22 protein-coding genes and 2 tRNA genes are annotated in these 23,031 nt (G+C 69.4%); 6 read left to right on the top strand and 18 right to left on the bottom strand.

The annotated features are described in order from the left end of the window. Positions 1–177 precede the first annotated feature (177 nt). Genes C3B61_RS10415 through C3B61_RS10425 form a run of 3 tightly spaced genes read right to left on the bottom strand, consistent with a single transcriptional unit; the run spans position 178 to position 2,264 of the window. Positions 178–1,374 (bottom strand): UDP-N-acetylmuramate dehydrogenase, encoded by a 1,197-nt coding sequence (locus C3B61_RS10415; protein WP_103460544.1) that lies wholly within the window; start codon positions 1,372–1,374, stop codon positions 178–180. Between the two features lie 6 nt (positions 1,375–1,380). Further along, positions 1,381–1,821, bottom strand: a complete 441-nt coding sequence (locus C3B61_RS10420) for a MaoC family dehydratase (RefSeq protein WP_103460545.1) — start codon at positions 1,819–1,821, stop codon at positions 1,381–1,383. After that, positions 1,818–2,264, bottom strand: a complete 447-nt coding sequence (locus tag C3B61_RS10425; RefSeq protein ID WP_088455006.1) for an FAS1-like dehydratase domain-containing protein — start codon at positions 2,262–2,264, stop codon at positions 1,818–1,820. The genes C3B61_RS10420 and C3B61_RS10425 overlap by 4 nt, the downstream gene beginning before the upstream one ends. Positions 2,265–2,328: 64 nt before the next feature. On the opposite strand from C3B61_RS10425, the gene C3B61_RS10430 reads away from it, so the two are divergent. Beyond that, complete coding sequence (locus C3B61_RS10430) at positions 2,329–2,805, top strand: GNAT family N-acetyltransferase (RefSeq protein ID WP_103460546.1); 477 nt, start codon at positions 2,329–2,331, stop codon at positions 2,803–2,805. Positions 2,806–2,855: 50 nt separating this feature from the next. Here C3B61_RS10430 and C3B61_RS10435 read toward each other — a convergent pair whose 3' ends face one another. From C3B61_RS10435 to C3B61_RS10445, 3 genes are read right to left on the bottom strand one after another with little or no spacing between them, the layout of a single operon-like run. Beyond that, on the bottom strand, positions 2,856–3,722 hold the full coding sequence (locus C3B61_RS10435; protein ID WP_243399356.1) for a MetQ/NlpA family ABC transporter substrate-binding protein: 867 nt from the start codon (positions 3,720–3,722) through the stop codon (positions 2,856–2,858). A gap of 39 nt (positions 3,723–3,761) precedes the next feature. After that, positions 3,762–4,529, bottom strand: a complete 768-nt coding sequence (locus C3B61_RS10440) for a methionine ABC transporter permease (RefSeq protein WP_279628297.1) — start codon at positions 4,527–4,529, stop codon at positions 3,762–3,764. A 2-nt stretch (positions 4,530–4,531) separates the two neighbouring features. Continuing rightward, entirely contained in the window at positions 4,532–5,518 is a 987-nt protein-coding gene (locus C3B61_RS10445) for a methionine ABC transporter ATP-binding protein (protein ID WP_103460579.1), read from the bottom strand. Between the two features lie 148 nt (positions 5,519–5,666). Here C3B61_RS10445 and C3B61_RS10450 point away from each other — a divergent pair, with 148 nt between their 5' ends. Together C3B61_RS10450 and C3B61_RS10455 are read left to right on the top strand one after the other, a co-directional pair. Further along, positions 5,667–6,221, top strand: a complete 555-nt coding sequence (locus C3B61_RS10450) for a HEAT repeat domain-containing protein (RefSeq protein ID WP_088455003.1) — start codon at positions 5,667–5,669, stop codon at positions 6,219–6,221. 69 nt (positions 6,222–6,290) lie between these two features. Beyond that, the gene (locus tag C3B61_RS10455; RefSeq protein WP_241980048.1) at positions 6,291–7,037 is read left to right on the top strand and encodes an SGNH/GDSL hydrolase family protein; all 747 of its coding nucleotides are present in this window, start codon (positions 6,291–6,293) and stop codon (positions 7,035–7,037) included. A 56-nt stretch (positions 7,038–7,093) separates the two neighbouring features. Here C3B61_RS10455 and C3B61_RS19700 read toward each other — a convergent pair whose 3' ends face one another. From C3B61_RS19700 to C3B61_RS10490, 8 genes are all read right to left on the bottom strand, one after another. Continuing rightward, positions 7,094–7,255 carry a hypothetical protein gene (locus tag C3B61_RS19700; RefSeq protein ID WP_165787843.1) on the bottom strand — a complete coding sequence of 54 codons (162 nt, stop codon included), beginning with the start codon at positions 7,253–7,255 and terminating at the stop codon, positions 7,094–7,096. A 91-nt stretch (positions 7,256–7,346) separates the two neighbouring features. Further along, positions 7,347–8,048, bottom strand: a complete 702-nt coding sequence (locus C3B61_RS10460) for a glycosyltransferase family 2 protein (protein WP_244285909.1) — start codon at positions 8,046–8,048, stop codon at positions 7,347–7,349. Further along, positions 8,045–9,475 carry a bifunctional PIG-L family deacetylase/class I SAM-dependent methyltransferase gene (locus C3B61_RS10465; RefSeq protein WP_103460548.1) on the bottom strand — a complete coding sequence of 477 codons (1,431 nt, stop codon included), beginning with the start codon at positions 9,473–9,475 and terminating at the stop codon, positions 8,045–8,047. The genes C3B61_RS10460 and C3B61_RS10465 overlap by 4 nt, the downstream gene beginning before the upstream one ends. Then, the gene (locus C3B61_RS10470) at positions 9,469–10,602 is read right to left on the bottom strand and encodes an acyl-CoA dehydrogenase family protein (protein ID WP_103460549.1); all 1,134 of its coding nucleotides are present in this window, start codon (positions 10,600–10,602) and stop codon (positions 9,469–9,471) included. The genes C3B61_RS10465 and C3B61_RS10470 overlap by 7 nt, the downstream gene beginning before the upstream one ends. Positions 10,603–11,108: 506 nt before the next feature. Continuing rightward, positions 11,109–13,445, bottom strand: coding sequence for a beta-xylosidase/alpha-l-arabinosidase (locus C3B61_RS10475; RefSeq protein ID WP_482764184.1), 2,337 nt, complete (start codon positions 13,443–13,445; stop codon positions 11,109–11,111). 62 nt (positions 13,446–13,507) lie between these two features. Next, on the bottom strand, positions 13,508–14,392 hold the full coding sequence (locus C3B61_RS10480; protein ID WP_088454998.1) for a carbohydrate ABC transporter permease: 885 nt from the start codon (positions 14,390–14,392) through the stop codon (positions 13,508–13,510). After that, positions 14,389–15,402: a carbohydrate ABC transporter permease gene (locus C3B61_RS10485; protein ID WP_088454997.1), complete on the bottom strand. Its 1,014-nt coding sequence runs from the start codon at positions 15,400–15,402 to the stop codon at positions 14,389–14,391. The genes C3B61_RS10480 and C3B61_RS10485 overlap by 4 nt, the downstream gene beginning before the upstream one ends. A 9-nt stretch (positions 15,403–15,411) precedes the next feature. Next, positions 15,412–16,671 (bottom strand): extracellular solute-binding protein, encoded by a 1,260-nt coding sequence (locus tag C3B61_RS10490; protein WP_165791151.1) that lies wholly within the window; start codon positions 16,669–16,671, stop codon positions 15,412–15,414. A gap of 249 nt (positions 16,672–16,920) precedes the next feature. Here C3B61_RS10490 and C3B61_RS10495 point away from each other — a divergent pair, with 249 nt between their 5' ends. The 3 genes from C3B61_RS10495 (at position 16,921) to C3B61_RS10505 (ending at position 19,757) form a co-directional block, all read left to right on the top strand. Further along, positions 16,921–17,922 carry a LacI family DNA-binding transcriptional regulator gene (locus C3B61_RS10495; protein ID WP_103460550.1) on the top strand — a complete coding sequence of 334 codons (1,002 nt, stop codon included), beginning with the start codon at positions 16,921–16,923 and terminating at the stop codon, positions 17,920–17,922. A gap of 95 nt (positions 17,923–18,017) precedes the next feature. Continuing rightward, the gene (locus C3B61_RS10500) at positions 18,018–18,887 is read left to right on the top strand and encodes a Gfo/Idh/MocA family protein (protein ID WP_103460551.1); all 870 of its coding nucleotides are present in this window, start codon (positions 18,018–18,020) and stop codon (positions 18,885–18,887) included. Positions 18,888–19,013: 126 nt separating this feature from the next. Next, positions 19,014–19,757, top strand: a complete 744-nt coding sequence (locus C3B61_RS10505) for a hypothetical protein (protein WP_133160277.1) — start codon at positions 19,014–19,016, stop codon at positions 19,755–19,757. A 153-nt stretch (positions 19,758–19,910) separates the two neighbouring features. On the opposite strand, the gene C3B61_RS10510 is transcribed toward C3B61_RS10505, so the two are convergent. From C3B61_RS10510 to C3B61_RS10525, 4 genes are all read right to left on the bottom strand, one after another. After that, a tRNA-Met gene (locus C3B61_RS10510) sits at positions 19,911–19,984 on the bottom strand. Between the two features lie 31 nt (positions 19,985–20,015). Continuing rightward, positions 20,016–20,087 (bottom strand) — tRNA-Thr (locus C3B61_RS10515). A 53-nt stretch (positions 20,088–20,140) separates the two neighbouring features. Next, the gene (locus C3B61_RS10520) at positions 20,141–22,105 is read right to left on the bottom strand and encodes a glycoside hydrolase family 13 protein (protein WP_103460553.1); all 1,965 of its coding nucleotides are present in this window, start codon (positions 22,103–22,105) and stop codon (positions 20,141–20,143) included. A gap of 7 nt (positions 22,106–22,112) precedes the next feature. Beyond that, positions 22,113–23,030, bottom strand: a complete 918-nt coding sequence (locus C3B61_RS10525) for a sugar ABC transporter permease (RefSeq protein ID WP_088454992.1) — start codon at positions 23,028–23,030, stop codon at positions 22,113–22,115. Position 23,031: the final 1 nt, after the last annotated feature.

Consider the following 23,031-nt stretch of genomic DNA (forward strand, 5'->3'; position numbering starts at 1 on the left):
CAGCCAGGCCGCCGCTTCGCGGCCCGCCGACATGCCGCAAAACGCCCCTTGCGATGCTTCCAAAGGGACTTTTCCCGCAAGTCACGCAAGGGGTTCTCACCGACTTGCCGCAGAATCCCCTCTGGATGCCTCCGAAGGGGATTTTTCGCGCAACTCGCGACGCCGCGGCTAGAGCAGTTAGAAGCCCACGAAGACGGGTTCAGGGTGCAGGATGACGCCGAAGTCGGCCTGCACGCGCTGCTGTACGAACCGGGCGAGCTGGCCGATCTCGTCGGCGGTGGCGGTGCCGGTGTTGGTGATGGCCAGGGAGTGCTTGCTCGAGATCGCCGCGCCGGAGCCGGGCAGCCGGAAGCCACGATGGATGCCGGAGTTCTCGATCAGCCAGGCAGCGCTGAGCTTCACCGTGCGCAGAACCTCGACGCCCGGCATCGGCCCCACACCGGCGTACTCGTCGAGCGGGATCACCCGGTCGGGCAGCTCGATCTCGGCCTGCTTCCAGCGCGGGGCCTCGTCGGGCAGGGTGCGGGCGAAGCTCTCGGTGACGATCGGGTTGGTGAAGAACGACCCGGCGCTGTAGGTGTCGGGGTCGGCGGCGTCGAGCACCATGCCCTTACCGGCCCGGAGGCCGAGCACGCTCTGGCGCAGTTCGGCCAGCGGCACCCGGTCGCCCAGCTGTACCCCGAGGGCGTTGGCCAGCTGCGGGTAAGTCACCGGCTGGCTCAGGGCGCCGCCGAGCACGGCGGCCTGTGCCGACATGTCGCGCAGCTCGAGTTCGATGGCGAGCACCACTCCGCGGCGGCCCTGCTTGAGCACCGAGGTGCGGTAGCCGAGGCCGAGTTCGGCGGCGCTGAGCCGCTCCACCTCGCCGGACTCGAAGTCGAGGAAGTCTATGGCGGCCAGGCTGTTGGCCAGTTCCTGGCCGTAGGCGCCGATGTTCTGCACCGGGGCCGCACCGCTGGTCCCGGGAATACCGGAGAGCGCCTCGATGCCGGCCCAGCCGTTGGCCACCGTGAGGGCGACGAGGTCGTCCCACGGTTCGCCGGCCTGCACACGGATGCGCACCGGGCGCCCGTCGACATCCGCGTCGATTTCCGCATCGGCGCCGGTCTCGGCCGCCGTGGCGAGCACCTCCACACCCCGGGTGCACACGTGGATGACGGTGCCGTCGAAGCCGGCGTCGGCCGCGACGGTGTTCGAGCCACCGCCGAGCAGCACCCACGGTTCGTCGGAGCCCCAGGCATCCAGGGCCGCCTGGATCAAGCCGGCCTCATCGGCCGGCGCGACGAGGTGCGCGGGGGCACCGCCGACCCGCAGGGTCGTCAGGTCGGCCAGGGTCACGGGCGCCGGAACAGGCGCGGCTACGGGGTCGGTCATGGTCGCCTAGACCAGCGAGACGCGCGCCTGCGCCTTGCCGAGAACGGTGACGGAGTTGAAGGTCACGGTGAGGTCGATCCGCGCCACGCCGGCATCCGCGTCGAGCGCGCCCACCTTGGCGATCACGGTCACCACGGCGCCGAGGTCGGGGTCCACCGGCACCGGCCGGGTGAAGCGCACCTGGTAGTCCAGCACCCGGGCCGAGTCGCCGACCCAGTCGACGACGGGTTGGATGGCCAGGCCCATGGTGAGCATGCCGTGCGCGAGCACGCCGGGCAGCCCCACCGCGTGGGCGACGTCGTCCCGGTAGTGGATGGGGTTGAAGTCGCCAGAGGCACCCGCGTAGCGCACGAGGGAGTCCCGGGTCAGCGGGAAGCTGCTCTCGGCGACGATGTCGCCCACGGTGAGGCTCTCGAGGCTGGGCGTGACGGGTGCGCTGGTGGTCATTCGTCTCCCCTGACGACGAGGGTGGAGGTGGCGGTGACCACGTGGGCGCCGGTGGCATCGACGATTGTCGACTCCGCGGTGACCATCGAGTGGCCGCCCAGGCTCTTCACGCTGGCGACGCGCAGCGTTGCGGTGAGTTCGTCACCTGCCACGATCGGGCGACTGTAGCTGAACCGCTGGTCGCCGTGCACCACCCGGGTGAAGTCGATGCCGGCGTCGGGCTCGGCGAGCAGCTGGGCGAGGGTCGCCTCCTGCACCACCACGGCGAATGTCGGCGGCGCGACGATGTCGCTGTGCCCCGCGGCACGGGCGGCGTCGGGGTCGAAATTGATCGGGTTGGTCGCGAAGACTGCACGCGAGAACTCGCGCACCTTCTCCCGGCCGACCAGATACGGCGGCACGGCGGGAAAGACCCGACCCTGGATTGCTGGATTCACGGACACGTATCGAGTGTACTTGCGCCCCGCAGAATTGTTCGGTCGGGCCGGTTAGGGCAGACTTGGCCCAGTGGATTACGTACAGGTCGCACTGACCGCCCCCGAGGTTGCCCCCCTGCTCACCGGCCTGCGCCAGGAGTACGACGCCCGCTACGGGCACGGCGCCGGCGAGTCGGTGCTGGATGTCGACGCCGGCGAGTTCGAGTCGCCGACCGGAGCGTTCGTGGTACTCCTGGACGACGGCACGACGGTCGCGGGCGGCGGCATCCGGCGCATCGACGACACCGTCGTGGAGATCAAGCGCATGTGGACGAACCCGGACTACCGCCGCCAGGGCTACGCCAGCCGGATGCTGCGCGAACTGGCCGGCCTCGCCCGCCAGCTCGGTTATCAGACGGTGCGGCTTGAAACCGGGCACGCCCAGCCGGAGGCGCTCGCGCTGTACCGTCGGTTGGGATTCGCCGAGATCGGCAGCTACGGTCCCTACGAGAACGCGACGGCCTTCGAGCTCGACCTCGATGCTGTCACGACGAAGCCCCGCCACTGAGGCCGTAGCGGCCGGCAGTGACGGGGCGTGCGAGCGCGGGGTCGTCAGGGTCAGACGGCGGGGATGACCAGTCCGCCCCAGGTCTCCTCCATGTAGGCCTGCGTCTCGTCTGAGAGCAGCAGCTCCGTGAGCTTGACGATGCGCGGGTCGTTCTCCAGCTCTGGCGTGGTGGCCAGCACGTTGAAGTAGGGGCTGTCCGAGCCCTCGATCAGGATCGCCTGGTCGGCGGTGAGCCCGGCCGGCAGAGCGAACGAGATGGTGACGAACGCCACGTCGACATCCTGCACGGCCTGCGGCAGGGTGGCGTTCTCGATCTCGCGGAACTCGTACTTGTTGGGGTTGTCAGTGATGTCGGCGAGCGAGGTGGGCTCGTCCGTCGTCTCGATCAGGCCCTCGGCGGCGAGGATCTTGAGCGCGCGGCCCTCGTTGGTCGGGTCGTTGGGGATGGCGATGGTGGCGCCGTCCTTGAGGTCGTCGAGGGAGTCCACGGTGTTGCTGTAGAACGCGGCGCTGGGCAGGTAGATCTCGCCGACGCTGACCAGGCTGCCGCCGGCCTGCTCGTTGTAGGTCTTCAGGAAGGTGGCGTTCTGGAACAGGTTCGCGTCGATCGAACCGTCGGACAGGGCCACGTTGGGGGTGTTGTAGTCGGTGAAGTCCTGGAAGGTGATGTCCAGCCCGGCGTCGGCGGCCAGGTTGTCCTGCACGAACTTGAGGATGTCGCCGGCCGGGGTGGCCAGGGCGCCCACCGTGATCGTGCCGAGGTCGTCGCCGGCTCCGGTCGTGGCGGGCTCGTCGGTCGTTCCCGCGCAGGCGGTGAGGGCGAACAGGGCGGAGAGGGTGACGGCGGCACCGGCAAGGCGCGTTCCGCGGGAGGTGAACTGCATGGGAGGGCTCTTCTCGTGGGTGGTGGTGGCCACGCCGTCATACTGACGCGGCGCGGTCGGGTGGGGTCGGGGTTACGCGCCGGTGACGGCGCTGGCACGCAGGGCCGGCGCGGTCTTCTCCGCGCGAGTCGGCCGGGACCTGTGCGCGAATCGCTTGGCCAGCATCGTCGCCAGCCCCTGCAGCACCATGACGATCACGAAGATCACGATGATCACGGCGACCATGTGGATGGTGCTGTAGCGCTGGTAGCCGTAGCGCACGGCCACGTCGCCCAAGCCGCCGCCGGCGACGGTGCCGACCATGGCCGAGAAGTTGATGATGGAGGTCACCGTGGTCGACAGGCCCAGGATCATCGGCGAGAGCGCCTCGGGCACGAGGACCTTGGACACGATCTGCCAGCGGGTCGCACCGAGCGACTCCGCGGCCTCGATCAGACCGGTGTCGACCTCCTTGATCGCGATCTCCACCATGCGGGCGAAGAACGGGATGGCCACAACGGCCAGCGGCACGATGGCGGCGGTGGGCCCGATGAAGGTGCCCACCACCAGCCTGGTGAACGGGATCAGGGCCACCATCAGGATGATGAACGGCACGCTGCGACCGAGGTTGACGACGAAATCGAGCACCCGGTTGACCACCCGGCCGAGCCGGCGGGAGCCGAACGGGCTCTCGAACAGGCCGCCGGGTTCGGTGCCGACGAGCACGATGCCCAGCGGCAGGCCCACGATGATGGTGATGAGCAGCGAGATGCCGACCATGTAGAGGGTCTGGCCGGTGCCGATGAGCAGCACCTGGACCAGGTCAGACCAGAATTGCGGCAGCGATGGATCCAGAAGCACGGTTACTCCCCCACGATTTCGACGAGCATGCCCTGGCTGCGCAGGTCTGAGATGGGCGCGGCATTGCCCGCCGCGCTGCCCGGCAGCGCCAGGCGGGTGCGGCCGGCCTGGTTGCCGCCGATGGTCTCGATGGCAGCGCCGAGGATCGACACGTCCAGACCGTAGGTGCGCGCCAGCTGCGCGATCACGGGGCGGTCGGCCGACCCGCCGCTGAAGGTGATGTCGATGACGGTGTCGCCCGGCAGCGACGGCACGGCGCCGAGCGGGAAGAGCTCGTGCGCGAGGCGGGACCCGGCGGTGGAGATCAGCGAGACTATGCGCCCCTGCTCGACGATCCGGCCGCCCTCGATCAGCGCGGCGGAATCGCAGATGCGCTTGACGACATCCATCTCGTGCGTGATCAGCAGCACCGTCAGGCCCAGGTCGGTGTTGATGGTCTTGACCAGGTCGAGGATCGACCGGGTGGTTTCGGGGTCCAGCGCGCTGGTGGCCTCGTCGGAGAGCAGCACCTTGGGGCTGCCGGCCAGCGCCCTGGCGATGCCCACTCGCTGTTTCTGACCTCCGGACAGCTCCGCCGGGTAGGCGCCGGCCTTGTCGGCGAGGCCGACCAGGTCGAGGATCTCGAGGGCACGGCGGCGGCGGGCGTCGCCGTCAACGCCGATGATCTCCAGCCCCAGTTCCACGTTTCCGCGCACCGTGCGGCCGGCCAGCAGGTTGAAGTGCTGGAAGACCATGCCGATCTTGCGGCGGGCACGGCGCAGATCGGCGGGCGAGAGAGCGGTGAGCTGGTCGCCGTCGACGGTCACGGTGCCGGAGTCCGGCCGTTCGAGCAGGTTGACCGCGCGGATCAGGGTGCTCTTACCGGCACCGCTCTGACCGATCACCCCGAAGATCTCCCCTTCGGCGACCTCGAGCGAGACGTCCTGCAGGGCAGCGGTGACGGTGCCGCCGGAGCGGAAGGTCTTGGAGACGTGCTGTACGGAGATCACGGTGGTCCTGAGGGTTCGCGCGGCCTTGTACCGCAGTGATTCCGAGTGTGTCAATCGCAACGCCGCGGGCCAAATCACTGTGACGAAATAAGTCGCCGGGCCTCCGGAAGCCACACCGACACTCCGCGCGGGATAACGTTGACTCGTTATGCATAACAAATTGACCCCACACCCCGATCTTCCGATCGACCTGCCCACGGCCGAACGACTCGCCAAGGCCGTCGAACACTACGGCGAGTCCACCGTCGTCGACCACTCCGTAGCCCTGATGCGCGGCAAGAACGCCGGCAAGGACTTCCTGCTCTACGTGGGCGGCCGGCACGCGCTCGGCATCCTCGAGGGAGCGCCGGCGCTGTACTGGCCCGAGCTGTGGGGAGCCCGTGCGCTGCTGCACGTCTGGAACGACTCCGCGGCGCCGTACGTCGTCGTTGGCTTGAACAACGAGGCCTGGCGCATCCGCGAGATGTGCGCGAAGGTCGTCATGCTGCGCAAGCTGGATGTCGCGCCCAAGCTCGTGAAGGCCACCACCGACGAGGTGCCCCGCGTGCGGGTCGCCGCCCTCAACGCCCTCGCCGAGCAGGGTCGCGAACAGGACATCCCCACCATCGTGGTGCGCCTGCGCGACCCCGACAAGGATGTGCGCCGCGCCGCCCAGCAGGCCCGCGATGCCATCATGACCCGGCTCAACCTGCCCAAGGAGTAACCCACGAACGCCATCCCCACTCCGAATCAGAGCACCCCGCACCGAAACGCACAGCCGTACCGACGGTATGTGGCGATCGGTGACAGCTTCACCGAGGGCGTCGGCGACGACCTGCCCGACGGCCAGGTTCGCGGCTGGGCCGACCTCGTAGCGATCGGGCTGGCTGCGGCCACCCCCGAACCGGTCTCCTACGCGAACCTCGCCATCCGCGGCAAGCTGCTCGGTCCGATCGTGAGCGACCAGCTCAAGCCGGCTCTGGCGCTGAAACCCGACCTGCTCACGGTATGTGGCGGCGGCAACGACATGATGCGCCCACGGGTGGAAATCTCCTACGTCGTCGATCTGCTCGACCACGTCGTCGAGAAGGCCGTGGCCGACGGCATCCACGTTGTGGTGCTCAGCGGCGGCAACCCGTCCAGGCACCTGCCACTGGGCTCCCTGATGCAGAAGCGCGGCGACAGGCTCGCCGAGGCCGCCAGGGAGACCTTCGGCAAGCCCGGCGTGACCCTGGTCGACAACTGGATCGATACCGAGCTCATGAACGGCCGGTTCTGGTCAGCCGACAAGTTGCACCTGAACGCCCGCGGGCACACCAGGGTCGCGACGAATGTGCTCACCGCACTGAACGTGCCGATTCCCGCCGGGTGGGCCCAGGGCGCGGCCGGCGAGGCCCCGCCGCGGGAACGCATCCAGGACACCGCCGCGTACTACGCCGCCTACGTGCTGCCCTGGATCGGACGCCGGCTCACCGGCCGGTCATCCGGTGACGGCCGCCCGCCCAAGCGCCCCGAGCTCACCGTCGTCGAGACGCCGTAGGGCGCAGAACGGGCCGCGTGTTGTCCACGCGGCCCGTTTTTGGTGTCGAGGACGAATCAGACCTTGCGGCCCGAGATCGTCCGGAGCAGGAAGACGATGACGGCGATCACTGCGAGGACCACACCGACCCAGAGCAGGAATTGCAGGGACTCGACGAGCCCGCCGGTGATGAGCAGGACCACGGCCACGATGGCGATGATGATGACTAGAAGATTCATGTGTCAAACCTTTCCTAGAACCGAGGGTTTCCTCGTGTTCGAGATGTTAGACCCCCGACGGCGCTGATCGCGAGCTATTTCTGAGTTTTCGTCAGCGTGTCATCACCTGGTCGGCGAGGTAGCCGCCGAATCCGCCCGGCACCCGGCCGTCCAGCCGGCCAGAGGTGAGCACCGGGATGAGCGCGGTGCGGCACTCCCGCGCGCCGAGGGTGCGGAGCGCCTCCACCAGCAGCACGTCCTCGTCCGAGTCGACGTCGCTGAACCCATCGGCCTGCAGGTAGCGGTCGGCGCGCACACCCAGGTTGGCGCCGTGCACGTGCGGATGACCGTCGACCAGGGTGTGCGACCCGTGCCAGCGGGCACGTTCCTGCACCGGCAGTTCGTCGTCGGGCAGCACGGTGCCGAGCACCAGTTCGGTGCCGGCCTGGGCCAGGGCCAGCTGTGCCGTCAGCCAGCGCCGGGGAACCGCGGAGTCGGCATCCGTCGTGGCCACCCAGGTGTGCGCCGCCGCCGCGTCGGTCAACAGGTGGGCCACGCCCTCCCGGCGGGCCGAGCCGACCGATCCCGCCGAGCACTCCAACGCCCTGAACTGCGGCCACTGCGCCACGACCTCGGCAGACCCGTCGGTGCAGCGGTCGAGGACCACGACGACCGAGATGGCCGGGGCGTCCGTGCCGAACTCGTCCTCGACGGCCTGCACGGCGTCGGCGAGCGCGGCCAGGCACCGCGGCAGCCGGCTCTCCTCATCGCGGGCCGGGACCACCACGATGAGTCTGTCGATGCGAGTCGTCACTCCGTGAGCCCCTCTCGCTGCGCCACGGAGGGAGCCGGGGACGGCTCGTAGACCTCCAACACGAAGTCGCGCTCCACGTGCTGCACGGTGCGGTCGAGTCCGGGCAGGGCGGCGAGCGCCGCGTGCACCTCGTCGCCGCCGAGCGGGTATTCCCCCACCGGGTGCCGCCAGTGGCAGGCCACCAGAGCGCCGTTCGGGGTGAGACTTCGCCGGCACCGTTCCAGCAGCACGGCCAGGTCAGCGGGTGAGCAGTAGTAGCCGATCTCCGACAGCACCACCAGGTCGAAGGTGCCGGCCGGCCACTCGGCCGGCAGGGCGCGCCGCTCCACTGTCACGCCGGCCAGGCCGGCCAGCCGCTCGCGGGCCACGGTGAGGGCCTGTTCGTTGATGTCGGTGGCCAGGAGGGTGTCGCAGCGCTCGGCGAGGTCCCGGCTGAGCACGCCGATCGAGCAGCCGAGTTCGAGGGCGGCGCCGTAGCGCGGCAGCGGCAACGCCGCCAGGGTCACGGCGCGTTTGCGGGCCTCATACCAGCGGGTTTCGAATCCCCAGGGATCCGCCGACCCCGCGTAGAACTCGTCGAAGAAGCCGGCCGTGAGGCTGGCCCTGGGCGACCCGGCGACCGGTGCTGCCGGGAGGACGTCGGTCGCGGCGCCGACGAAGACTTCATGGTCCCGCTCGAAGTGGGCGGCGAAACCCGGTTGCACGATGGCCTCGTCACCGGGCCGGTCCGACAAAGGCTGCACCTGGCTGGTGTGCGCCGCCATGGCGGTGTTCTTGCGTTCCCGGGCCGCCGCGTCGAGGTCGAGGCGGCACAGTGCCGTGCCGTCCGCACCCGTGGGCCAGACCGGGTCCTCCGGCGACGACCAGTGCCACGCCCAGATCGGGTACTCCAACAGCCTGGCGCCGGTGCGGCCGGCGACGAGGGCAGCCGCCTCGCCAGCTGCCGCGTGGTCCGGATGCCCGTCCAACCGCCACGGGGCGACGATCCAGGTCCCGCCGGCCGGCCCGGGGGCCGCCTCGTCCGCCGCAACCACCTGCGACACCGCCTCCTCCAGGCTGTTGCGGTGCTGGGACAGGTCACCGTCGGGCAGGTCGAGCAGGCGCACCGTCGCCGTCGGCGCGAGCGCCCGCACCGCGTTCACCATTTCCACCCGGCGTACCGCGGCGAGATCGGCGGGGGTCAGGGTGGGCGAACGCGGATGCGAGGCCTCACCGTTCGTGGCGGCGATCACCGTGATCGCCAGCCCGAGCTGCCCGGCGACGGCGATCAGCCCACCGGCACCGAGGGACTCGTCGTCGGGGTGGGCGGCCACCACGATCAGTCGGGCACAGCCCTCCAACGTGAGCGGCCGGTTCCGGTCCGACCAGTCGGCCTCGTCCCAGCGCCGTTCACTGGTGCCGCCGGTGTCGTGCGTGAAGCTCACCACGAGGCCGCCTCCTCCGCGAGCAGCCGGCGGCCTAACGCCGCATCGTCTCGCTCCGCGTGGTGCTGGCGAACGTACAGAGTGAGATCGGCCACCCGGCGGGCGTGCCGGGCATCCAGGGCGAGCGGGGCCGGGCCGAGCGCGTGCCCGACCCTGCCGAGCACCTCGTCCACGGTACGCGCGACGAGGCCGCGCACCCGGGCGGCGAGCAGCCCGCCGGCCGTGCCTTCTGCCTCACCCCGATCGATCGCCGCGGCCGCGTCAGCCAGCGCCGCGCCCGCGCCCATCAGGGCCAGGTCCACGGCGCCCAGCTGGGACAGCAGGATCTGGTCGGGTTCACGCCGCTCTGCCGCCTGCCGCAGCTGCCGGGCCACGCCAACGGCGCCGCCCCACCAGCAAGCGGCCACCTGAATGCCGCCCCAACTGAAACCCGGCCGAGTGAGGTACCAGCCGTCGTCACCGACGGGCACCGCCGGGACACCGGTGAAGTCCACCGGACCGCTGGGCACCTGGCTGAGTCCGGTCGCGAACCAGGCGTCCTCCTGCACCGCGACGCCGGCATCGGCCAGGTCCACGGCGAAGAGCCGCCGACGGGCCGGCTGCTCACCGTCCGGCGTGGTGTGCGCGGTCACGAGCGCGTGGCTGAGCGAGCCGGCCAGCGAGCACCAGGGCTTTCGGCCGCTCAGCTGCCAGCCTCCCGGGCTGCGGGTGGCGCCGACCCGCAGGCCGGGGCCCTCCGCCGCGAAGACGCCCCAGCTGCTCGGCTCCGCGCCGCCCGCGCCCGGCAGGGTGGCGACCGCCTCGGCCGTGCCGCCCGGCGCCTGCTGCAGGATCGTGAGGGCATCGGTGTGCGCCTCGAGCACGCGGGCGGCCGTGAGGTCGGCCGCCGCCACGGTGGCGAGCGCGTCGAACAGGGCATCGGTGCGGCCGGAGCCGGGGTGCGGCACGGTCCCGGCCGACGCGACGGCGAACCGGATGGCCCGCTCCGCGTTGCCGTCCACCGCCCAGGCGGCCTCGACGAGGTGGGCCAGCCGCTCGAGATCCTCCGGCGGCCGGGAGCCGCGGCTCCTGCTCACTCCCCCGACGGTCAGCACTGCGGGTGCGGCCGCGGGGCCTGGCTGCGTCGTCATGGCTCTCCCCCTGATCCGGCACGGCGGCAGCCCGGAGCATCCGGGGCCGCGTGGCGATACGTGTCAGATCATCCTGCCAAACATCACACCATGCGACGGCAGGAATCCGTGCCCGACACCTTTCGAAGACGGAAGAACGGGGATACCATGCCCCCATACGGGGGTGTTCCCCGAAGTGTGACCCTGAGGCACCGTTGATAGGGCCCGACCGAGGTCACACCCGAAACACCACCGCATGGGGCGGGCCGTCATCGGGGTGGCCTGCCCCTTCTTCTGCCCATCGGGGCTTCCGCCCCCGTTGAGCCCCGCCCGGCGACTCCGAGGCGAGCGCGGCGGGTGGATGCGCGCGGCGGCGGCTGCGGAGGCGCGGGAGGATGCCGCTCACGGGCGGGCGGGTCACGCGCCGCTATGCGGGTGGCGTGCCACCCGCACAGCGGCGTCTGACCCGCATACCTCAGCCGACGCCGCGAAGCCGCCGTGCCGGGCGCGCCGCCCCCACCCCGCCGCTAGACCGGCACCGCCGCGGTCCCCCGCGTGAGCTCAGTCACCCGCTCGACCCGGCTCTGCACCAGGCGAGCATCCGCCACCGTCACACGGTGCACGGCACCGGTGATGGTGATCTGCGCGAGGGTCTGCTTGTCGGCACAGGAGGCACCCACCCACAGGTCCACCTGGCCGGGCTCGACGATGCGCTCGTGCCGGAGGCCGGTGAACGCCAGCCGGGCCGTCGGAACGGCGAAGCGCACCACGACCTCCTCGCCGGGCTCGAGAGCAACGCGGTGGTAGCCCAGCAGCTGGGCGACCGGCCGGGTGACGCTGGCGTGCACATCCCGCGCATAGAGCTGCACGAGATCGGTGCCGACCCGCTCGCCGGTGTTGCGGATGCGCACACTCGCCGAGAACGTGCCGCCGGCCGCGACCTCGGCGTCGGCCACCAGCCCGGTTCGGTCGAAGGTGGTGTAACTCAGCCCGTGCCCGAACGGAAGCACCGGGGTGCTGTCCACGCTGGTCACGTCAGACGGGCCACCCAGGATCGGGTGCAGGTAGGAGTAGGGCTGCGCCCCGGCAGACCTGGGCAGCGACACGGGCAGGTGCCCGGTCGGCGCGACCGCGCCGGACAGCACCGACGCGATCGCGACTCCGCCCTCTTCACCGGGGAAGAACGCCTGCAGCACCGCCGCGGGCGCGTGCGGGCCGTCGACGGCCCACGCCACCGCATACGGCCGGCCCGTCATCAGCACCATCACCACGGGAGTGCCCGTCGCGACCAGGGCCTCCACGAGTTCACGTTGCACCCCGGGCAGCTCGAGGCTTTCCGCGTCGTTGCCCTCACCCACGGTCCCACGACCGAAGAGGCCGGCCCGGTCGCCCACGACGACCACGGCCACATCGGCGGCGCGCGCCGTCTCGACGGCGGCGGCGATCGCGGATGCGTCGGACCCCTCCACCTCGCAGCCCGGGGCCCACACGACCTCCGCCGAGGGGAACTCCTGCTGGAGCGCCTCCAGCACCGTGGGCATGGTCAGGTCCGCCGGCACGTCAGGGTGGTGCGCCAGCACGTGGTTCACGAACGAGTAGCAGCCCATCAGGGCCTCGGTCGAGTCGGCGTTCGGGCCGAGCACCGCGATGGTGCCTGGGCCCCGGTCGCCGGCGCCCAGGAGCGGAAGGACGCCGTCGTTAGTCAGCAGGATCAGGGATTCCTCGGCCAGAACCCGCGCCACCCGCCGGTGCTCTGGCGAGTCCAGGTCGATCTCGGTGGGCGCCATGGTGAAGGTCTCATCGAGCAAGCCCAGGTCCTCCTTCTGCGAGAGCACCCGCAGCACGGCCCGGTCGATGAGCGCCTCATCTGTCAGCCCGGCACGCACCCGCTCGGCCAGTGGCGCGAGGAAAGCGTCGCCGGTGGGCAGCTCCACGTCGATCCCCGCGGTCAGGGCGAGTTCCGCGGCCTCACCGCGGTCGGCGGCGACGGCATGCATCAGCTGCAGGAATGCCACCGAGAAGTAGTCGGACACCACGACACCGTCGAAGCCCCACCGGTCGCGGAGGATCTCGGTGAGGTACTCCGGGGTGGCGCCCACGGGTGCGCCGTCGATCTCGGCGTACGAGTTCATCACCGACCGCACCCCGCCGTCGAGCACGGCCATCTCGAACGGGGGCAGGAACACGTCGTTGATCTCCCGCGACCCGGCGTGCACCGGGGCGTGGTTCCGGCCGGCCTGCGTGGCCGAGTAGCCCACGAAGTGCTTGAGGGTGGCGTGCACCCCGGCCGACTGCAGACCGGTGACGTAGGCGGTACCGATGGTCCCGACCACATAGGGATCTTCGGCGATGCACTCGTCGACCCGGCCCCAGCGGGGGTCGCGGATCACGTCGAGCACCGGGGCGAGCCCCTGGTGGATGCCGAGCTGCTTCATCGATCCGCCGATCAGGCGGCCCATCTCCTGCACCAGGGCGGGATCGAACGCGGCCCCCCAGGCGAGCGGGGTGGGGAACGTCGCGGCCTTCCACGCCGCGAGTCCGGTCAGGCACTCCTCGTGCACGATGGCGGGGATGCCGAGCCGGGTCTCTCCGGTGAGGCGGCGTTGCTCCGCCCAGAGCCACTCGGCCCGCTCCACGGGGTCGACCGGCCGGGTGCCGTACACCCGGGTGAGGTGGCCGAGCCCGTGCTGCGTCGCCTCGTCGTATTTCGTCGAGGTGGCCATTTCCCCGGCGAGGGGGGCGACGACCTCGCCGCCCTGGTCGACCCAGTAGCCGACGAGCTGGGCGAGCTTTTCTTCGAGGGTCATCCGGGCGTGCAGTTCGCGCACGCGGTCGGATGCCTGGGGCAGTTCTGGGTTAGTCACAACGATCTCTTTCTACTTCTTCAACGTCGACGAATCAGGCTGCGCGTGTCGCGGGCAGCCGATCAACCCTTGACCGCGCCGGTCAGCCCGCCGACGATGCGGCGTTCGAACAGGGCGAAGAACACCAGCGCCGGAATCATGGACAGCGAGGTGAAGGCCAACACCTTTGCGGTATCCACCGAGTACTGCGACGCGAACGATTGCACACCCAGCGGCAGGGTGAACACGGCGTCGTTGTTCAGGATGAACAGGGGCAGCAGGTAGCTGTTCCAGCTGGCGATGAACGCCAGGATTCCCACGGTGATGACGCCGGGCATGGCCAGCGGCACGATCATCCGCCAGAAGAAGCCGAGCCGGCTGCAGCCGTCGATGAACGCGGCCTCCTGGATCTCATCGGGGATGGCCCGGAGGAACGGCACCAGGATGATGATGGTCGTCGGCAACGCGAACGCGATCTGCGGCAGGATGACGCCGCCGAGCGAGTTCATCAGGCCCAGGTTCTTCACCACCAGGTACAGCGGGGTGATGGCCACCGTCATGGGGAACATCAGACCGGCCGCGAAGGTGGCGTAGAGGATGCCCCGGCCGCGGAACTTGTACCGGGCCAGCACGTAGCTGGCCATCAGGCCGAGCACCACGACGCCGAGAGTGGTGGCGAACCCGGCGATCAGGGAGTTGCCCACCAGCCGCCAGAACGTGCCACCGGTCAACACGTCGAGGTAGTTGCCGATGTTCCAGACGCTCGGCCAGCCGGACGGGTCTGTGGTGATCTGGGCGTTGGTGCGGAACCCGCCGATGATGATGAACAGCACCGGGGCGAGCATCAGGCCGATCACCAACACCGCGACGACGTAGGCGACGGGAGTGCCCCAGCGCCGGCTCGTCTTGATCGGGGCCGGCGGGTTGGCCGGCGGCAGCGCCACAGCGGGCGTCGTGAGCGCGGTCATTTGCTCGTCCCCTTCTCGGTGATTGCGCCTTCGGTGTCCCGACTCAGCACGAAGCGCTGATAGATCAGCGCGACGACGAGGGAGATCAGGAAGAGCACGACGGCGACGGCGTTTCCGTATCCGTAGTTGCCGGCGTTCCGGCCGTTGGCGACGAGGTACGTCGCCATGGTCGACGTGCCCGCGGTTGACGCGATGTACTGACCCCAGATGATGTACACGAGGTCGAAGAGCTGCAGGGCGCCGATGATCGACAGGAACGCCCAAATACGCAGGGTGGGAGCGAGCAGCGGCAGGGTGATGTGCCGTTGGATCTGCCAGAACGAGGCACCGTCGATGGCCGCGGCCTCCGGCAGTTCCTCCGGAATGCCCTGCAGACCGGCGAGGAAGAGGATGACGGCGAAGCCGACGTACTTCCAGGTGATGATCACCATGAGGGTCCAGATGGCGATGTCAGGGTTCGACAGCCAATCCTGGGTGAAAGCGCCCAACCCGAGCTTCTCCAGCATGCCGTTGACCGCGCCGTTGGACTGCAGCATCAGGCTCCAGCCGGTGCCGACGACAACCTCGGAGATCACGTACGGCACGAAGATCAGCACCCGGATGAGGGACTGCCCGCGGAGTTTGCGGTTGAGAAGCAGCGCGAGGAGGATCGCGACCGGCCCCTGGAGCACGAGGGAGAGAACGACGATGACGCCGTTGTGGGTGAGGGCTTCCTGGAACGTGGGGTCCTGGAGGATCGTGACGTAGTTGCGGAACCCGACGAAGTCGGTCGGCGGGCCGTAGCCCTGCCAGCTGAAGAAGCCGTAGTACGCCGCCATAACGACGGGGAAGATCACGAAGCCGAGGAAGACGATGAGAGCGGGACCGACGAGGACCGCGATCTCGACCCTGGCCCCGACCGAACTGCTGCGGCGGCGCCGCACGGGCGGGGCCACGGGCGTGGTGCCCGTGGCCCCACCGCTCGCGAGATCCACCTCTAATCGCGTCGGAGTGTTCTCGCGAACTGACATGAGTGGTGCCTAGGCCTTCTTGGCCGCGTCGTTCACAGCCTGGATCAGCTGCTCCGGGCTGCCCTTGCCCGCCAGCAGGTCGACAACGCCGACGTTCAGCGCGTTTCCGACGTTCTGGCCGTAGACGGTGTCAAGCCACTGCGAGACGTACGGGGCCGCGTTGTAGGCCGCGATGATCTCCTGCAGGTAGGGCTCGGTGACGGCTTCCTGCGCCACGGTGTTCACCGGCGGGGCGTTGAATGCCGCGTAGTACTCCTTCTGCACATCGGCGCTGCCGATGTAGTTGAGGAAGTCGAGGCACTCAGCGGGAGCGTCGACCGAGCAGGAGTAGCCGTCCACGCCACCGAGGATCGAGCCGGGCTCGCCCTCGCCGCCGTCAACCTCGGGGAACGCGAACCAGGACAGGTCGGCCAGCGGCTTCTCATCCGGGGTCAGCGATGCGATCACGCCGGGGTTCCAGGCGCCCATGAGTTCCATCGCTGCCTGGTGGTTCGCCAGGAGGCCGGCGGAGCTGCCGGCGCCCTGCTGGGCGGCGGTGGTCAGGAAGCCCTGGTTGTAGGGCTCGGTGGCGGCGAAGCTCTCGAGGTCTTCACCGGCCTTGATCCAGCAGTCATCCGAGAAGTCCTTGGTGTCTGCGGCCTCGGCCAGGACATCGGGGCTGCATTCGCGCAGCGCGAAGAAGTAGAACCAGTGCGCGGCGGGCCAGGCGTCCTTGGCGCCGAGTGCGATCGGGGCGACCCCGGTGGTCTTGAGCTTTTCGACCGCGGTTTCGAGGTCGGTGATCGTGGCCGGCGCTTCGGTGATACCCGCGGCGTCGAAGAGGTCCTGGCTGTAGAAGATGCCGCCGGGGAGCACGGCGACCGGCATCGCGTATACCTTGTCTTCGAGGCTGTTCGCGATGAACGAGCCGTCGGGGATCTCCTCATGCACCTGGTCGGAGATGCCATCGGTGATGTCCATCAGCTGGCCGGCCGCGACCATGGCGGCCATCTTGCCGCCACCGCGCTGCAGGAAGATGTCGGGTGCGTCGCCGGAGTTCAGCGCGGTCTGCAGCTTGCCGTCCAGGTCTTCATTCTGGATCGCCTGCACGTCGATGGTGACGCCGGGGTTGTCGGCCTCGAAGTCGGCGACGGTCTTGTCCCAGAATTCCTGGCCGGGGCCGGTGGTGGAGTTCTGCCAGAGGCTCATCGTGACGTCGCCGCCCGAAGACCCTTCGTTCGAATCGGCGCTGCAGGCGGTGAGGCCCAGGGCGCTGAGGCCCAGGACCATCGTTCCCGCGAAGATCCTCTTCGCCGTGGTGGTGTGGTTCACCTTCATTGGTTCAACCTTTTCTCTTCATTGAGGGACACCATCGGTGGTCGATGGTCTTGGTGTGAAGCCGCGCCCTGACGGGCTGCTGTTCGGTTCGGACTCCGACAGGGCTGCCCTGTAGGTTCCGGATGGCCTCAGTGTCACAGCGGAAAAATAGGGTGTCAAACGTTTTCGAAATCATTTTCCAAATCGCCCTATGCTGAACCCATGACTCCCCGTGCCACGATCCACGATGTCGCCGCAGCGGCCGGCGTTTCGGTGGCGACGGTCTCCAAGGCCGTGAACGGGCGGTACGGTATCTCGGCCGCGACCACCGCCAGGGTGCTCGATGTGGTGCAGCAGCTGGGCTATGAGTCCAGCCTCGTGGCCAGCAGCATGCGTTCCCGCCGCACCAGCGTCATCGGCATCCTTGTCGCCGACTTCGAGCCGTTCAGCGCCGAGATCCTGAAGGGCGTCGGCGTGGCCCTGGCGGATTCCCGCTACGACCTGCTCGCCTACAGCGGCTCCAGGCAACGGGAGACCAACGGCTGGGAACGGCGCTCCCTGAGCCGGCTCAGCGGGACGCTGATCGACGGGGCCATCATGGTCACGCCCACCGTCGACACCACCTCAGCGGAAATCCCCGTGGTGGCGATCGACCCGCACACCGGCCGGGCCGACCTCCCCACAGTGGAGTCGGACAGCTTCGGCGGTGCCCTGCAGGCCACCCGTTACCTGATCGAGCTCGGCCATCGCCGGATCGGCTTCCTGGCCGGCCGACCCGACCTGCGCAGCGCCACCCTCCGCGAGGCCGGTTACCGGCAGGCCCTCGCGGATGCGGGCATCCAGTTCAACCCCGCCCTGGTTCGGGTCGGGTTGTACAAGCGGGAGACGGCCAAGGCGCCCGCCGCGTCGCTGCTGTCGATGACGGACCGCCCGACGGCGGTGTTCGCTGCGAACGATCTCTCGGCGATCGCGATCATCCAGGTCGCCGCGGAGCTTGGACTCGACGTGCCGCGCGACCTGTCGGTGATCGGTTTCGACGACATTCCAGAGGCCTCCCAGATGAACCCGGCGTTGACCACCATCCGTCAGCCGATGAAGAAACTCGGCGCCACCGCGGCCGGGATGCTCGTCTCGCTGCTGAACGGCGAGATTCTGCCGCAGAACCACATCCGGCTGCCGACCGGGCTCGTGCGCCGGGCGACGACGGCGCCGCCCCAGATCTGAGCTTTCGCCTGGCTCGTGCGGTGCGTCACGATGCGCGAGAGCACAGTCGGCGCATCCGGTCATCGGGGGCCTCGCCTCAGCAAAAGGGGAACGCCGTGGGCCAGTCGCGCACCGGCGGAGACGTGACACCGCACCGTCTGGGCATCGCGGGCCTCGGCGTCACCTCGGCGGCCTACCTCCAGACACTGGCGGCCAGTGATGCCGTGGTGATCACGGCCGTCGCCGATCTGGATGCCGCGCGCGCCCGCTCGGTGGCGGACGGGCTGCCGTCTGCCCGCGTCATGACCCTCGCCGAGCTGCTGGCCGCCGACGAGGTCGACACCGTGCTCAACCTCACCACCCCGGCCTCCCACGCCGAGATCGCGCTAGGCGCCATCGCCCAGGGCAAGCAGGTCTACGGCGAGAAGCCGCTCGCGGTGACCCTGGCCGAGGGCCGCAGCATCCTCGCGGCCGCGACCCACGCTGGGGTCAGGGTCGGGTCCGCGCCGGACACGTGCATCCCGGTCCTCGTCGACACTCACGTCACCGGAGTGCTGGAACACGACAGCGGTGCACTCTCGACCATCACGATGAGTTTCGACGCTGCGGCCACCGTGAGGTCACCGCTCGAGGTATACGGCACCGAGGGCACCCTGGCCGTGGGCGACCCCGATACCTTCGACGCGCCCACCGGCCTCCGCCGGGCGAATGATGGCAGTTTCCACCCGCTCGACCCGCTGGCCGGCTACGTCGACGGCACACGCGGAATCGGTCTTGTCGACCAGATCCGGGCGCCCCGCCGTACTGCGGCGCGCGCCAACGGAGGACTCGCCCTGCACGTGCTCGACGTCATGGAGTCCCTGCAACGCGCGGCGTCGGAGGGCCGCCGCGTGGACATAACGACCGCCGCCGACCGACCTGCCTCCGTACCGCTGACGCCCCGCGCCGAGTGGCTCGGGGCGGTCCATGAGGGGCGCCGAGTGTGAAACCCGCGGTGGCCGACGTGGAGCTCCGGCATCCCCTCGAGTCGAGCCGTTGCCACCGGCCCGGGCCGTCGGAGCCCCTCGGAGTGGGACCTGACCCGACGCGCGCGCGTCAGTAGCGTGAGCAGCATGTTCGGACGACGCAAGCCACCCCCACGGGAACAGCCCGCAGAGCCACTCGAAAGCCCCGGCACCCAGGCGCTCATGCGCCAGGTGCAATCGCAGCTCGCCGAGAAGCCGCGACTCGGTGCGCAGATCGCGGGCCAGGAGATCTTTCAGAACATCCTCACCATGGTCAAAGACGAGCGCGGGGTGCAGGTCGAGGTCGTCGCGACAATTCTCGGCGGCCTCGCCGGACGCGCATGCCTACTCGCCGGCCTTTCCGGGCAGGCGGGTAACGATCCGACGCTCAACAGGCTGACCCTCAACACAATCGGCACCAAAGACGGCGGCACCTACCTCGCCGGCGACGCAATAAACTGGCAGCTCGCCGAGGGCCCGTACTCGGTATTCGCGCTCATCGCGGGCTACCTGCAGAGCGTGGGAGAGCCGATCCCCGATGCTCACGAGTTCTTCGCGCACAGCGCGCGGTCGTTGGGTGGGCCGGCCTTCGGGGTACCGCGTTTCGCTCCCGGCACAGGGGTCGGCTCGACGCCTCTCGAGTACGCCGACGCACTGTGGGCCAACGTCAGCGGCTCGCTGCGACGCTATGCTCCCGACCCGCAGCTCTGGCCGGCATCGTACGGTGTCGCTATCCAGCAGCTGCTCGAGATGGCCACAGGCGCCGGCCTCGACCTCCAGGCGCTCGTGCGCGTCATCATGGACAGCTCACTTGCCGTCTCCAAGGTCCCGCTGAAGGTACCTGCCGCGTAAGGCAGCGCCCGCCTGGGATCCGCCGTGGTACCGGACGAAACGCCTGCGGATCGCGGGTTCTGTGGCGGGCGCCCTGGCTGCTGCTGCGAGAATGCGCGAAAAGAAGAAAGGCCCCGTGACCGGACAAATTCCTGGTCAAAGGGCCTTTATGTGTAGCGGGAGCGGGAATTGAACCCGCGACACCACGATTATGAGCCGTGTGCTCTAACCAACTGAGCTACCCCGCCTTAGACCTTCAGAGCCTAGCTCTCAAGCCTGAGCCCCCTGTGGGAATCGGACCCACTACCTCTTCCTTACCAAGGAAGTGCTCTACCAATGAGCTAAGGGGGCAAAACCTCAAACATCTGAAGCTGAACCGTGCTTTTGGCAACCGGTAAACATTATCACCTCGCGAGACCCCTCGGTGACACAGCGGGGCCATCCGGTGCAATTGTGACGCCGGGCAGCACCCAGGCCGTGAAGGATGCGCCCGTGGCGACCAGTCGGACCCCGGTGTCGGAGACCGTGCAGACAGCCGTTCCGGCCTCGGGCGGCAGCTCGCCGACACGGCCGCCGACCGGCAGCACCCAGTCCGGCAGGGTCACCTCTGCTGCGGCCCGGGTGGCCAGCAGCAACACCGACTCGTGCCCGGTCTCCCGCACGTACACGAGCGCGTCGTCGCCCACGTGCAGCCAGCGCAGTCCGCCGGTGCTGAGTGCCTCGTGGGCACGGCGCAGGCCGATCAGGGACGCGTACAGATCGATGGTCGCGGCGACGGGCGGCTCGGCCGCACTGGACCACGGCATCGGGGTGCGGGAATGTTCGCCGTCGACGCCGGTCAGGCCGAATTCATCGCCGGCAAAGACCACCGGGATGCCCGGCAGGGTCACCGAGAGGCCTAGGGCCACCGGCACTGCGTCGGCGTCGGCGTGGGTGCGGAACCTGGCCGTGTCGTGGGTGTCGAGGGCGTTCATGGTGGCCAGCCGGGTGCGCCACGGGAACCCGGCAGCGAAGCGGGTATGCGCCCGGTGGAACTGCTCGCCGGTGTGCGCCGGGATGCTGCCCAGCGGCAGCCCGAAGAAGGACGGCACCTGGTCGGGCCGGCACAGCCACGACCACAGCGGCCGGGTGAAGCTGGCGTAGGTCATGGCGCCGTGCCAAGCGTCGCCCTGGAAGTCGACGGAGGCGTCGTTGGTGAATTCGCCCAGCAAGATTGTGTCGGGGTTCACCTCGATCATGGTGCGGCGGATGGCCTGGCGTACCTCGGCGTTGAGGTCTTCGTCGCCGAGTCGGCCGGTCATGTTCGCTACGTCGATGCGCCAGCCGTCCAGATGGAATGGCGGCTTGAGCCATTTGGCCACCACCGAGTCGGGTCCGTCGATGAACCGACGGCGGAGCTCGGTGGAGGCCCAGTTGAACTTGGGCAGCTCTGGCACCCCCAGCCAGGACTGGTAGTCGCGCTGCTCGGGGTCGAGCCAGTAGTAGAAGGCGCTCTCCGGAGCCGCCGGGGTGTGGTGCGCGGCCTGGAACCACTCGTGGCCGTGGCCGGAGTGGTTGGCGGTGAGGTCGCCGATCACCCGCAACCCGCGGGCGTGCGCGGCTTCGACGAGCCGGATCAGGGCCGCGTCGCCGCCCAGCTGCGGGTCGACCTCGGTGAAGCTGGCCGCGTCATAGCGGTGGTTGGAGCGGCCGGGGAACACCGGGGTGAGGTAGATCAGGGTCACGCCGAGGCGTTCGAGGTGGTCGAGGTGCTCGATGATGCCGTCGAGGTCGCCGCCGTAGAACTGGTGCGAGCGGCCCGGCGGGAGCTGGTCGACGGCGTCGTCCCACTCGGCGGGGATCGCCCAGTCCGGTGCGTCGCGGAGGGCGGCGGCGGCGGAGCGGGCGAACCTGTCGGGGAAGACCTGGTACATGACGCTGGTCGCCGCCCAGGCCGGCGGGGCCGGGTGGGCGACGAGCTTGAAGTCTTCGGAGTCGAGGGTCTCGATGTCGTGCAGACCGCTCGCGTTCAGCCACCAGTGGCCGCCGTCGGCCATGCCGAGCAGGAACCTGTAGCCGTGCACTGGGTTCTCCACCCGCAGCTCGGCGGCCCACCAGACGTAGCCGTGGTCCGGCGCGCCGGCGCCCCCGAGCCGCCGGGCGTCCTCGAAGCGCGGTTCCCGGTCGGGGTTGGCCCGGGTACGCACCGTCGCCACGTCCCCGAAGGCGGTCGGGATGCGCAGCCGCACGGTGACGGTGTCGCCGAGGGCCGGCGCCTGGGTTGAGACGTAGAGCGGCGAGCCATCATGGTGCGGAAGGGCGAAGAGCGGCTTGGGGCTGTGCGGGAGCAGGTGGTGCGGGAGCGGCTGGTGCGGCTGGTGCGGGAGCATCCGGCGGTTACTTGACCGATCCGGCCGTCAGGCCGCCGACGATGTACTTCTGCAACCAGAGGAACAGCGCCATCACGGGCAGGGCCGCGAGCACCGCGCCGGCCGCGAAGACCGAGTAGTTGCTCGAGAACTCCTGCGAGACGAACTGGTAGAGGCCCACCGCGAGGGTCTGCTTCTCGGGCGTGATCAGCACGATGCTGGCGATCACGAACTCGTTGGTGGTGCCCACGAACGACAGCAGTCCGACCACGGCGAGGATGGGCGCGACCAGGCGCAGGATGATCGTGAAGAAGATCCGGGCGTGGCCGGCGCCGTCGAGCTTGGCGGCCTCGTCGATGGAGGCCGGGATCGTGTTGAAGAACCCGTACATCAGGTACGTGTTCACGCCGAGCGCGCCGCCGAGGTACACCATGATCAGGCCGATCTGGGTGTCCAGGCCGATGGCCGGGAAGATGTCGGAGATGCCGTTGAGCAGCAGGAAGATTGCCACCACGGCGAGCAGCTGCGGGAACATCTGCACGAGCACCAGCATCAGCAGGCCCGCCCGGCGGCCGGTGAAACGCATCCGCGAGAACGAGTATGCGGCCAGCGCGCCGAGGAACACGGTGCCGGCGGAGGTGATGCCGCCGATCAGCAGGGTGTTGCCGTACCAGGCCGCGTACGGCTGCTGCGGCAGGTTGAACAGGGTGACGTAACTGCCCAGGTCCACCTCGCTGAACAGACCGTTTGCGGTGATCAGGGTGCCGCCGGGGTGCAGCGACGCGGAGAGCACGTAGAGCAGCGGGAAGGCGGAGAAGACCACCATGACAGCGCCGACCAGGTGGCGCCAGCCGGTGGCGCGGAACCACCGGCCGAAGTTGAAGGGCTGCTTGACGGGGATGTATTCCTGGTTGTCCGGGGCTGCGATGTTCGGGGCGATGGTCATC

Source organism: Cryobacterium zongtaii, assembly GCF_002909375.1.
In the GTDB taxonomy this organism is placed as follows: domain Bacteria; phylum Actinomycetota; class Actinomycetes; order Actinomycetales; family Microbacteriaceae; genus Cryobacterium; species Cryobacterium zongtaii.